Source organism: Salinicoccus jeotgali, from assembly GCF_055379195.1.
The window spans coordinates 1900329-1912438 of the sequence record NZ_AP043830.1; the positions used below are offsets into that span (position 1 = coordinate 1900329).

The following is a 12110-nucleotide window of genomic DNA, read 5'->3' on the forward strand; positions in this document are numbered from 1 at the left end:
ACCTCTTTAAAAAAAGGCGGCTTCCGCCACCTCAAGACCTTTATACTTCAGATTCGATTTTCTTCTGGTTTTTCTTCTTCTCTTCTTCGTCGTCATCGTCATCATCATCTGTAGCAAGGCCCTTTGTTGCATCTTTGAATTCCTTCAATGTGGAACCCATGGCTTTTCCGAATTGGGGCAGTTTCTTAGGTCCGAATATGATGAGCGCTACAACCGCAATTACAATCATACTCGTTGGCGTTACTACCATCAGTGTAGTCGGTATGAACATTTCGAGCACAGTATCCCTCCTAGATATGTTTCATATAAAAGAACAGTGCCTGCAATTCGACACTCAAATCTATATTGTGTACATAGATTCCATCGCTTACATCCAGCCTCATCGGTGTGAAATTAAGAATGCCTTTGATTCCGGCCGCTTCAAGACGCTCAGCCATCTCCTGGCTGACTTCTGCAGGCAGTGTAAGGATTGCCACATCTATGCCATGATCTTTAGCCATTTTTTCAATTTCATCCGAGTGGTGGACCATTGTATCATTGATTGTTGTTCCGACAATGCTGCTGTTGTTGTCAAATGCAGCAACTACGTTCATTCTATCATTTATGTTGCTGAATTTATAGTTCAATAATGCACTACCCAAGTTACCTGCACCGATGATGGCGACATTTCTCTTTTGATTACCTTGGATATGTTCCATAAAGAATTTCAACAGGCTTTTGACGTTATATCCGTAACCTTTTCGGCCAAGTTCACCAAAATAGGAGAAATCCCGCCGAATTGTTGCTGAATCTATATCCAGTGCTTCACTGATCTCCCGTGAAGAAACCCGATCCACCCCTGATTTTTCGGAGTTTTTGAAGAATCTGTAGTACAGGGGTAAGCGCTTCATCGTTGCATTCGGGATTTTCTTTTTGTTATTCAAATCTCGTACACCTCTTTTATTGCACTTTGTTGATATATTATATCATAATTGCACGCCTATAGTCCCATAAGAGTCACCTGATTTCATCGTTTTTTTACGCTATATATTGTAAACTTGAGGAAAGTGAGGGATTTATGATGATAGTGATGCAATTAGGGAACATAAAAAAATCTTTCGGTACAGATATGATTTTTGAAAATATGAACCTGGAAATTAAAACAGGACAGACAATCGGCATCGTCGGTAAGAATGGTGCCGGAAAAACAACTTTGATGAAGATGATGGCTGGTGAAATGAGTATTGATGAAGGACAGATCACCAGTCCAAAAGGCATTTCAATAGGATATCTGACACAACAGATGACACTTGAGTCTACACATAATGTCAGAGAGGAAATGCTCCGCCCTTTCTCGAGGTTGCTTGAGACCGGGAAGGAAATGGAGAAAATCGCCGAATGGCTTGCTGTACATGACTATGATGATCCAGACTATCAAGACCAGCTCGATAGATACGAGAAAGTGCAGAATATTTTCGAAGCTGAAGGTGGATATACGATAGATTCGGAAGTAAAGACAGTTCTGACCGGTCTCGGGTTCATGCCTGAGGACCTCTACAGAAGCGTAGAAGCTTTCTCCGGTGGTCAAAAGACACGTCTTGCACTTGGCCAGATGCTCCTATCCAAGCCTGATCTGCTGCTCCTGGATGAACCCACCAACCATTTGGACATGGATACCGTCGCGTGGCTCGAGCAGTATCTTAACAGCTTCTCGGGCGCTATTGCCATAATCAGTCATGACCGCTACTTCTTAGACCGTACTGTCGACAAGATATATGAAGTCGAGATGCATAGGGGCACCCTCTACCACACCGACTACTCGGGTTATGTAAAAGAAAAAGAAAAAAATCATGCACTGCATATGAAGGCCTTTGAACACCAGCAAAAGGAAATTAAAGAGCTCGAAACTTTTGTGGAAAAGAATATTGCCCGTGCTTCAACAAGCAATATGGCGAAGAGTCGCCGAAAAAAACTGGAAAGCATGGAACGTATTAATATGCCTAGGATGGACACGAAAAGTGCAGACTTCTCATTCGATATCAGACGAGAAAGCGGCAATGATGTGCTCAGAATCAAAGATCTGGCCATAGGATACGAAGAGACTTTAAACAGTCATATCAATCTGAACATCGATAAAGGCGACCGTCTCGCCATCATTGGTCCAAACGGTATCGGAAAATCAACTCTGGTCAAGACGATTGCCAAAAAATTATCACAACATGATGGGGAAATCATTTATGGAGCCAACATATCGATTGGTTATTATGATCAGAAACAGGCAGAATTCACTTCCGGTAGAAGTGTACTTGAAGAATTATGGCATGAATATCCGAATATGAACGAAAGCGATGTACGCAAAGTGTTGGGACGTTTCCTGTTCACCCAGGATGAGGTCATGAAACAGATCAATGATTTGAGTGGTGGCGAAAAGGCCCGCATACAGTTGGCTAAATTGATGCTTGAAAAAAATAATCTGCTCATACTTGATGAGCCGACGAACCACTTGGATATAGACAGCAAGGAAGTCTTGGAGCAATCATTGCACAATTTCCCCGGCACCCTACTGTTCGTTTCGCACGACCGCTATTTCATCAACCGCATTGCCAATAAAATTGTAGAAATGGGCGATCAGCACACTGATATATATAATGGCGACTACAGTTATTATCAGCATAAAAAAGAAGAACAAGCGGCAATGCAGATAAAAATCGAGCAGGAAGATAAAGAAGTAAAGAACACAAACAGTTATGAAGCGCACAAGCAAAGGCGAAATGAGATTCAAAAAACCAAAAAGAGTATAACTAAAACTGAAAAAGAGATACAAGAGAAAGAAGCTGAAATTGAATCAATTGAAGAGACACTCGCCTTGCCGGAAGTTTATGGAGATTATGAAAAGGCAGCGGAGTTCAATAAGCAATTGAATGACTCGGAAGCGGCACTCGAACGTCTTATGGAAGAGTGGGCTTCATTATCAGAATCATTGGAAGCAATGGAATGATGAACGTATGTTCGTCATTCTCTGGCTTTATACGTAATCCTTTTACCCACGATATTGTACACAGCCTAAATGCTTTTATACCAGTTCCTCCACATAGTTATCCACAGTGTTGATAACTATTAAGAACTACTTAACCACAAATATACCCACAATTATGTGCTTGATATTAGTGGTTATGCCATTTTCATCAACAAGTTATCCACAACCGTGGATAAAACAAACGTTCCGTATTGACAAAACATGTTTACAGAAAAAAACCTATATGGATAAATATCCATATAGGTTTTTTACATTGTATATTCTTCTATATCGATCGTATTGCGGCCATTTAGCCCTAAAGTTCCGAAGGCACCCTTATTATAGAGGTGATAAGCTACAGCCCCAATCATCGCTGCATTATCTGTACAGTACTTTAACTGTGGCACACTTAACTTTATACCCTCATCTTGGCACTTCTCTTCAAAACTCGCACGCAGACCACTATTGGCTGCGACACCACCAGCTACTATCAGATTTTTCACTCCATAATCTTTTACTGCCCTCAAAGTCTTGACAGTCAATACTTCTACGACACTTTCCTGAAAACTCTTTGCTACGTCCGCTGCATTCACTTCCTGACCTTTTTGCCTCTGGTTGTGAAGCGTGTTGATGACCGACGATTTCACGCCGCTGAAACTGAAATCGTAACTCTCCGGCTCAAGATAAGCCCGTGGGAATTCATAGATGTCATGCCCTTCTTTGCTGAGGCGGTCGACATGCGGTCCACCGGGGTAAGGCAAGCCTATGACCCGCGCAACTTTATCGTAGGCTTCCCCCACTGCATCATCACGCGTCTCGCCGATGACCTCAAAAGACAGATGGCTTTTCATATAAATCAGTTCTGTATGCCCTCCTGAAACGATGAGTGCCACCAACGGAAAGTTCAGTTCTTCATCCAATTGGTTGGCGTATACATGACCTGCAATATGATGAACAGGGATAAGGGGTAGATCATGAGCAAAACTAAATGCTTTAGCTGCATTGATGCCGATGAGCAATGCCCCTATCAATCCTGGCCCTTCCGTAACAGCAACAGCAGATAGGTCTGCAGGCGCCATATGTGCTGCTTCAAGCGCTTCTTCAATTACTACGGTAATGGTTTCCACATGGTGTCTGGAAGCCACCTCAGGCACAACGCCACCAAATCTTTTATGGCTATCGATTTGGCTGACTACTATATTGGATAGCACTTCATTACCATTCCGTATCACACTGCACGCTGTTTCGTCACAACTTGTCTCGATACTTAAGATGACTACATCTTCATTCATTCAAATTCACCCACATCACGTGGGCATCCTTGCCTGGACCATAATAGTCCTTCCGGATGCCTCCATATTTGAAACCTTCATTCTCATATAAGATCATTGCGCGTTCATTATCCACGCTCACTTCGAGCGATAGAATTTCGGCGGATTTTTTGGCATATGTTTTAGCGTGTTGCAAAAGGGCTTTACCGTAACCATGTCCGCGCATTCCTCTATCGATGGCTATTGTTGTGATTTGACTCTGATCAATGATGATCCAAGTGCCGCAATAACCTACTATTTCACCACGATGTTCTATGACGAAATATGTAGCAAATTCATTTGCCGTCAATTCACGCCTGAAAGCCTCAATACTCCAGGATGTATTAGGAAATGAAGCACATTCTATAGTGTACACAGTTTTTACGTCGTCTAGAGTCATCTTTCTTATGATTGCTGCTGATTCATCCAATTTTTCTCAGCCTCCGATATTTTTAGGTATTCGGGAACCATCTCATGAATATCTTCTCTTCTGAGAATTTCAGGATACTGTTCGACTGTGGTAATGCGTGGTACAGTATGCGTATATTCAGGCAAGTTTTCAGTGAAGGCTTCGTTTCCATCAGCCAATAAGCAAACTTCTTCATATTTCTTCATTTCTTCATAAACAGTCTCTAAGGATTTATATCCTGCTGCTTCAACTTCTTTGATATGCTCAGATACATGATACAATCCGCTGTAGACGTTCCCCCGCCTTCCATCGAACATCGGCAGAACATTGCCCTTGGCACCACTAGAAGCAGCTATGACAGCGAGGGAAGAGACGGAGTACAACTCTATTCCAAGAGCCTGAGCCAATGTTTTCGCAATGGTCACGCCAATTCTTACTCCAGTATAGGAACCTGGACCCCGTGCTACTACAATTCGATCGATGTCACTGCGCTTATAGCCTGAAGATTCAAGCAAATGATTGATATGCACCATAATTGTTGCTGAATGGGTTTTTTTAACCGTCGTATTTATTTCAGCGACCATACGGCCATCTTCATTAATGGCTGCAGATAAAGGTCTATTTGAAGTATCAATCATTAGCGTAATCATCTTCAAGGTCCTCCAATAGTTTAATGTAATGTTCCCCATATGCCTTAAAATGATAAAGGCGAGCATCTTCACTGAGGTATTCTATGTTAATATCCAGGTACTCAGGTGGCAGAAAATCTTGAATGAACTCAGGCCATTCGATGATCGCAACATCTTCACCATTGAAGTATTCATCGAACCCCATGTCTTCGTCACTGCCTTCGAGTCGATAACAATCCATGTGGTGCACTGTGAATTTCCCCTGATAACTTTTTATGATATTGAAAGTCGGAGAACTCATTCTGCGTTTCACATCTAAATGCACCCCCATGAACTGGGTGAAAGTGGTCTTTCCAGCACCGAGGTCACCGGAGAGGAGAATGACGGTCCCATTCATTATATACTTCGTTAAATTTTTAGCCAGTTTCTCAGTTTCCGTTAAACCAGTGACTTCAATACTGAATTCCATTATTCAACCACCTACCTTGATTATATCTTCATTATACAAAAAAAGAGACCTATAAAGGTCTCAATGCGGCTCATCGCATCCATAATGTAATTATGTACATACTGCCCGGCGGCGTCCTACTCTCACGGGACGTCAGTCCAACTACCATCGGCGCTGGAGAGCTTAACTGCTGTGTTCGGCATGGGAACAGGTGGGGCCTCTCCGCGATTGCCACCGGACAATATGGCATGCTTGAATGCCCCTTGGACATTCAAAACCGGATAGAAGCAATGCGTTTGCGTAGTAAACCATACACGGTTTTCTTCATTTGAATAAGTCATCGATCGATTAGTATTCGTCCGCTCAATGTGTCGCCACACTTACACGCCGAACCTATCTACCTCATCATCTCTGAGGGATCTAATGGGGAAATCTCATCTTGAGGGGGGCTTCATGCTTAGATGCTTTCAGCACTTATCCCGACCATACATAGCTACCCAGCGATGCCGTTGGCACGACAACTGGTACACCAGTGGTATGTCCATCCCGGTCCTCTCGTACTAAGGACAGCGCCTCTCAAATTTCCTACGCCCACGACGGATAGGGACCGAACTGTCTCACGACGTTCTGAACCCAGCTCGCGTACCGCTTTAATGGGCGAACAGCCCAACCCTTGGGACCGACTACAGCCCCAGGATGCGATGAGCCGACATCGAGGTGCCAAACCTCCCCGTCGATGTGAACTCTTGGGGGAGATAAGCCTGTTATCCCCGGGGTAGCTTTTATCCGTTGAGCGATGGCCCTTCCATGCGGAACCACCGGATCACTAAGTCCGTCTTTCGACCCTGCTCGACGTGTCTGTCTCGCAGTCAAGCTCCCTTATACCTTTACACTCTATGAATGATTTCCAACCATTCTGAGGGAACCTTTGAGCGCCTCCGTTACTCTTTAGGAGGCGACCGCCCCAGTCAAACTGTCCACCTGACACTGTCTCCCACCCGGATTACGGGTGCGGGTTAGAATCTCAACATCACCAGGGTGGTATCCCACCAGTGCCTCCACGTAGACTGGCGTCCACGCATCAACGGCTCCCACCTATCCTGTACAAGTGAGGTCGAGGTTCAATATCAGGCTACAGTAAAGCTCCACGGGGTCTTTCCGTCCTGTCGCGGGTAACCTGCATCTTCACAGGTACTATGATTTCACCGAGCCTCTCGTTGAGACAGTGCCCAAATCGTTACGCCTTTCGTGCGGGTCAGAACTTACCTGACAAGGAATTTCGCTACCTTAGGACCGTTATAGTTACGGCCGCCGTTTACTGGGGCTTCGATTCGCACCTTCGCTTACGCTGAGCGCTCCTCTTAACCTTCCAGCACCGGGCAGGCGTCAGCCCCTATACGTCACCTTTCGGTTTGGCAGAGACCTGTGTTTTTGATAAACAGTCGCTTGGGCCTATTCACTGCGGCTCATTTTCATGAGCACCCCTTCTCCCGAAGTTACGGGGTCATTTTGCCGAGTTCCTTAACGAGAGTTCGCTCGCTCACCTTAGAATTCTCTTCCCAACTACCTGTGTCGGTTTGCGGTACGGGCGGTAATGTATTCACTAGCGGGTTTTCTTGGCAGTGTGAACCCACAGCTTCGCCTACTATTTTCGGCTCCCCATCACATCTCGTCGTTACACAGGGCGGATTTGCCTACCCTGACGACTCGATGCTTGGACGTGCACTTCCTTCCGCACGCTCTGCTTCTCCTCCTGCGTCACCACATCGCTCAAACACACATCACCGGTACAGGAATTTCTACCTGTTATCCATCGCCTACGCAGTTTCGCCTCGGCTTAGGTCCCGACTAACCCAGAGCGGACGAGCCTTCCTCTGGAAACCTTAGTCGTTCGGTGGACGGGATTCTCACCCGTCTTTCGCTACTCACACCGGCATTCTCACTTCCGATCGCTCCACATGTCCTCACGATCATGCTTCTGTGCAATCGGAACGCTCTCCTACCATCAATATAATTGATCCACAGTTTCGGTAATATGTTTAGCCCCGGTACATTTTCGGCGCAGCGTCACTTGACTAGTGAGCTATTACGCACTCTTTAAATGATGGCTGCTTCTAAGCCAACATGCTAGTTGTCTGTGCAACGCCACATCCTTTTCCACTCAACATATATTTTGGGACCTTAACTGGTGGTCTGGGCTGTTTCCCTCTCGACAACGGACCTTATCACCCGCTGTCTGACTCCCGTGCATCACATAGGTGGCATTCGGAGTTTGTCTGAATTCGGTAACCCGGGATGGGCCCCTCGTCCAAACAGTGCTCTACCTCCACGATGCTAACACGAGGCTATACCTAAATATATTTCGGAGAGAACCAGCTATCTCCAGGTTCGATTGGAATTTCTCCGCTACCCACACCTCATCCGGTCACTTTTCAACGTAAGTCGGTTCGGCCCTCCATCCAGTGTTACCTGGACTTCAGCCTGGACATGGGTAGATCACCTGGTTTCGGGTCTGCAACCCCATACTAGACGCCCTATTCAGACTCGCTTTCGCTACGGCTCCACATTCGCTGCTTAACCTCGCATGCAATCACAACTCGCCGGTTCATTCTACAAAAGGCACGCCATCACCCATTAACGGGCTCTGACTACTTGTAAGCACACGGTTTCAGGTTCTATTTCACTCCCCTTCCGGGGTGCTTTTCACCTTTCCCTCACGGTACTGGTTCACTATCGGTCACCAAGAAGTATTTAGCCTTGGGAGATGGTCCTCCCAGTTTCCGACGGAATTTCTCGTGTTCCGCCGTACTCAGGATACACCGCCACAGATCAAAACTTCGCATACGGGACTGTTACCCCCTATGGTGCGACTTTCCAGTCGCTTCTGCTCGCTTCAATCTGCTTTTTCGGTGTCCTACAACCCCAGTCAAAGACTGGTTTGGGCTCTTCCCGTTTCGCTCGCCGCTACTCAGGGAATCGATTTTTCTTTCTCTTCCTCCGGGTACTAAGATGTTTCAGTTCCCCGGGTCTACCTCTCTCAGGCTATGTATTCACCTGAAAGTCGCACTAATGTGCGGGGTTCCCCCATTCGGAAATCTTTGGTTCAACGCTTACTTACAGCTCCCCAAAGCATATCGGTGTTGGTTCCGTCCTTCATCGGCTCTTGGTGCCAAGGCATCCACCGTGCGCCCTTCATTACTTAATCGCAATGAATTTGTGAGTGTGTCTTGCGACACAACGCGTGTTTTTATGAACTCTTCAGTTCTCGGTTTCTACGCTTGATTTCGGTTAAAATCATTTTTCGCATTGCTTCTATACGGTTTTCAATGTGCAAGGGTTGAATCGTCAATGAAGACCATTCAAAACTGAATACAATATGTCAATCGTTAATCCCGCCGTCCCAAAGGGACGTTCCGTTATATTCCTTAGAAAGGAGGTGATCCAGCCGCACCTTCCGATACGGCTACCTTGTTACGACTTCACCCCAGTCATCGGTCCCACCTTCGACGGCTGCCTCCATAAAGGTTGGCCCACCGGCTTCAGGTGTTACCGACTTCCGTGGTGTGACGGGCGGTGTGTACAAGACCCGGGAACGTATTCACCGTGGCATTCTGATCCACGATTACTAGCGATTCCAGCTTCATGGAGTCGAGTTGCAGACTCCAATCCGAACTGAGAACAGTTTTATGGGATTCGCTTGGCCTCGCGGCGTAGCTGCCCTTTGTAACCTGTCCATTGTAGCACGTGTGTAGCCCAAATCATAAGGGGCATGATGATTTGACGTCATCCCCACCTTCCTCCGGTTTGTCACCGGCAGTCTCACTAGAGTGCCCAACTGAATGCTGGCAACTAATGATAAGGGTTGCGCTCGTTGCGGGACTTAACCCAACATCTCACGACACGAGCTGACGACAACCATGCACCACCTGTCACTCTGCCCCGAAGGGAAGCCATGTCTCCATGGCGGTCAGAGGATGTCAAGATTTGGTAAGGTTCTTCGCGTTGCTTCGAATTAAACCACATGCTCCACCGCTTGTGCGGGTCCCCGTCAATTCCTTTGAGTTTCAGCCTTGCGGCCGTACTCCCCAGGCGGAGTGCTTAATGCGTTTGCTGCAGCACTAAGGGGCGGAAACCCCCTAACACTTAGCACTCATCGTTTACGGCGTGGACTACCAGGGTATCTAATCCTGTTTGATCCCCACGCTTTCGCACATCAGCGTCAGTTGCAGACCAGAGAGCCGCCTTCGCCACTGGTGTTCCTCCATATCTCTGCGCATTTCACCGCTACACATGGAATTCCACTCTCCTCTTCTGCACTCAAGTTCGCCAGTTTCCAATGACCCTCCCCGGTTGAGCCGGGGGCTTTCACATCAGACTTAACGAACCGCCTACGCGCGCTTTACGCCCAATAATTCCGGATAACGCTTGCCACCTACGTATTACCGCGGCTGCTGGCACGTAGTTAGCCGTGGCTTTCTGGTCAGGTACCGTCACCCGATGGACAGTTACTCCCACCGGCGTTCTTCCCTGACAACAGAGTTTTACGAGCCGAAACCCTTCTTCACTCACGCGGCGTTGCTCCGTCAGACTTGCGTCCATTGCGGAAGATTCCCTACTGCTGCCTCCCGTAGGAGTCTGGGCCGTGTCTCAGTCCCAGTGTGGCCGATCACCCTCTCAGGTCGGCTACGCATCGTCGCCTTGGTGGGCCCTTACCCCACCAACTAGCTAATGCGCCGCAGGCCCATCCATCAGTGGCAGTCAAAGACCGCCTTTCAACTTATCCCCCTGCGGGAATAAGGATTATCCGGTATTAGCCACGGTTTCCCGCGGTTATCCCAGTCTGATGGGTAGGTTGCCTACGTGTTACTCACCCGTCCGCCACTCGCAGACCCCAGAGCAAGCTCCGGGGCTGCGCGTTCGACTTGCATGTATTAGGCACGCCGCCAGCGTTCATCCTGAGCCAGGATCAAACTCTCCATAATTGGAGTGCTCTGACTCGTTGCGGTTTTACTTGTCGCCCAAGTTGAATGGTAAAACCATCCAGTTTTATTGGAATTAACGTTGACATATTGTCATTCAGTTTTCAATGTTCTAGTATTGACTATTAAAAATTAATGGAGCGGGTGATCGGAATCGAACCGACGACATCAGCTTGGAAGGCTGGGGTTATACCATTTAACTACACCCGCATTATAAAGTTGCTTATTCCAAAAAATAAATGGTGCGGCTGAGAGGACTTGAACCTCCACGGGATTAACTCCCACTAGGCCCTCAACCTAGCGCGTCTGCCGATTCCGCCACAACCGCATTTATAATATCTTTTGTTTTTAGCGACATACTCTATTGTATATCAACCGTTTTAAAAAGTCAACAACCTTTTAAAACTTTTTTTAAGAGAATGACCCGTACGGGACTCGAACCCGTGTTACCGCCGTGAAAGGGCGGTGTCTTAACCGCTTGACCAACGGGCCAAAGGAATATTGCAACGATATTTATAATAACGGGTTTTGTTTTGGAAGTCAACGCTTTTTATTGATTTTATTATATTTCTTTTAAAAAGCTTTGGATGTCGCTAAATCACTGGTCGTCTTTTCTTCATAATAACCGTGTTTCTACTATATAAATGTCCGATTTGGAATTGGACTTCCTCACCATTACTCACATACATCATATTGATAAGACCTTTCTAACATGCGGAAACTAACTTCAGTCATAAGGCAAGGTTTTGGAACGGTTGCCTATGTTACATTATACATATCTTCTGGTGCATTCTACTCATTTACTCCCAGTATCAATCCGTTTCAGATTCTTCAATGAATATGTAGGATTCATTAACCCCCATATAACTTTCATAGACATTCTTTAATTGGGACACTTCCCCACCCTCGTCTAATTTAACTTCATCACTTTCACCACTGTAACTATAATAATCAGCATCATTCTTTTCAAACTGGACAAATGTCATGGCTAAGCTTGCTCCATCATCTTTTAGTTCAATGTCCAATCGGTCTTCATCTAGCGTATAATGTCCTTGATACTCATTTCCCAGATATTCAAGTACTACTTCATCGTCTGTTTCAAAATCGAACACTGCCATGTGCGAATCGAAGATGACTTCCTTATCTTCTCCCTCTTCCTCAGTGATGGTCGGATTATAATTGATCAATCCCAATTTCTTACCTGCCAACTCTGACTCGCCGTCACTACACCCTACTAGAATTAAAAGAGCAAAGCTGCATATCATTATCAAATTTTTCATGATCGTTCTCTCCTTATAGAAGTGCATATACTGAACCCGCATCTATAATCTTATCATGAA

8 protein-coding genes, 3 tRNA genes and 3 rRNA genes are annotated in these 12110 nt (G+C 46.1%); 1 reads left to right on the plus strand and 13 read right to left on the minus strand.

What is annotated here, in order from left to right; translation table 11 throughout:
* Positions 1-40: 40 nt before the first annotated feature.
* Entirely contained in the window at positions 41-271 is a 231-nt protein-coding gene (locus tag ACZ43I_RS09800) for a twin-arginine translocase TatA/TatE family subunit (RefSeq protein WP_344703261.1), read from the minus strand.
* 19 nt (positions 272-290) lie between these two features.
* Positions 291-890, minus strand: a complete 600-nt coding sequence (locus ACZ43I_RS09805; RefSeq protein ID WP_464761762.1) for a redox-sensing transcriptional repressor Rex — start codon at positions 888-890, stop codon at positions 291-293.
* Between the two features lie 170 nt (positions 891-1060).
* On the opposite strand from ACZ43I_RS09805, the gene ACZ43I_RS09810 reads away from it, so the two are divergent.
* Positions 1061-2977, plus strand: a complete 1917-nt coding sequence (locus ACZ43I_RS09810; RefSeq protein WP_344703259.1) for an ABC-F family ATP-binding cassette domain-containing protein — start codon at positions 1061-1063, stop codon at positions 2975-2977.
* Positions 2978-3264: 287 nt separating this feature from the next.
* On the opposite strand, the gene tsaD is transcribed toward ACZ43I_RS09810, so the two are convergent.
* The 11 genes from tsaD to ACZ43I_RS09865 all read right to left on the minus strand — a co-directional run bounded on the left by tsaD (position 3265) and on the right by ACZ43I_RS09865 (position 12050).
* A complete protein-coding gene (gene tsaD / locus ACZ43I_RS09815) occupies positions 3265-4287 on the minus strand; it encodes a tRNA (adenosine(37)-N6)-threonylcarbamoyltransferase complex transferase subunit TsaD (protein ID WP_344703246.1) in 1023 nt (340 codons plus the stop codon).
* Positions 4280-4705, minus strand: a complete 426-nt coding sequence (rimI, locus tag ACZ43I_RS09820) for a ribosomal protein S18-alanine N-acetyltransferase (protein ID WP_344703257.1) — start codon at positions 4703-4705, stop codon at positions 4280-4282. Before rimI ends, tsaD begins: the two co-directional genes overlap by 8 nt.
* Before the next feature lie 5 nt (positions 4706-4710).
* Positions 4711-5364 carry a tRNA (adenosine(37)-N6)-threonylcarbamoyltransferase complex dimerization subunit type 1 TsaB gene (gene tsaB / locus ACZ43I_RS09825; protein WP_344703244.1) on the minus strand — a complete coding sequence of 218 codons (654 nt, stop codon included), beginning with the start codon at positions 5362-5364 and terminating at the stop codon, positions 4711-4713.
* A complete protein-coding gene (tsaE, locus tag ACZ43I_RS09830; RefSeq protein WP_344703242.1) occupies positions 5345-5812 on the minus strand; it encodes a tRNA (adenosine(37)-N6)-threonylcarbamoyltransferase complex ATPase subunit type 1 TsaE in 468 nt (155 codons plus the stop codon). The genes tsaB and tsaE overlap by 20 nt, the downstream gene beginning before the upstream one ends.
* 103 nt (positions 5813-5915) lie before the next feature.
* Positions 5916-6030: ribosomal RNA gene (gene rrf / locus ACZ43I_RS09835) — 5S ribosomal RNA — on the minus strand.
* Between the two features lie 89 nt (positions 6031-6119).
* A 23S ribosomal RNA gene (locus tag ACZ43I_RS09840) occupies positions 6120-8996 on the minus strand.
* Positions 8997-9220: 224 nt separating this feature from the next.
* A 16S ribosomal RNA gene (locus ACZ43I_RS09845) occupies positions 9221-10773 on the minus strand.
* The 16S, 23S and 5S rRNA genes sit together here with 3 tRNA genes alongside, the layout of an rRNA operon.
* Before the next feature lie 133 nt (positions 10774-10906).
* Positions 10907-10980 (minus strand) — tRNA-Gly (locus ACZ43I_RS09850).
* A gap of 30 nt (positions 10981-11010) precedes the next feature.
* A tRNA-Leu gene (locus ACZ43I_RS09855) sits at positions 11011-11098 on the minus strand.
* A gap of 92 nt (positions 11099-11190) precedes the next feature.
* A tRNA-Glu gene (locus tag ACZ43I_RS09860) sits at positions 11191-11262 on the minus strand.
* Positions 11263-11582: 320 nt separating this feature from the next.
* A complete protein-coding gene (locus ACZ43I_RS09865) occupies positions 11583-12050 on the minus strand; it encodes a hypothetical protein (RefSeq protein ID WP_344700760.1) in 468 nt (155 codons plus the stop codon).
* Positions 12051-12110: the final 60 nt, after the last annotated feature.

Excerpts from the sequence above, each read along its gene's own strand:
- ACZ43I_RS09800 (WP_344703261.1), bottom strand. The coding sequence starts at position 271 with ATGTTCATACCGACTACACTGATGGTAGTAACGCCAACGAGTATGATT.
- ACZ43I_RS09805 (WP_464761762.1), bottom strand. The coding sequence starts at position 890 with ATGAAGCGCTTACCCCTGTACTACAGATTCTTCAAAAACTCCGAAAAA.
- ACZ43I_RS09810 (WP_344703259.1), top strand. The coding sequence starts at position 1,061 with ATGATAGTGATGCAATTAGGGAACATAAAAAAATCTTTCGGTACAGAT.
- tsaD (WP_344703246.1), bottom strand. The coding sequence starts at position 4,287 with ATGAATGAAGATGTAGTCATCTTAAGTATCGAGACAAGTTGTGACGAA.
- rimI (WP_344703257.1), bottom strand. The coding sequence starts at position 4,705 with ATGACTCTAGACGACGTAAAAACTGTGTACACTATAGAATGTGCTTCA.
- tsaB (WP_344703244.1), bottom strand. The coding sequence starts at position 5,364 with ATGATTACGCTAATGATTGATACTTCAAATAGACCTTTATCTGCAGCC.
- tsaE (WP_344703242.1), bottom strand. The coding sequence starts at position 5,812 with ATGGAATTCAGTATTGAAGTCACTGGTTTAACGGAAACTGAGAAACTG.
- ACZ43I_RS09865 (WP_344700760.1), bottom strand. The coding sequence starts at position 12,050 with ATGAAAAATTTGATAATGATATGCAGCTTTGCTCTTTTAATTCTAGTA.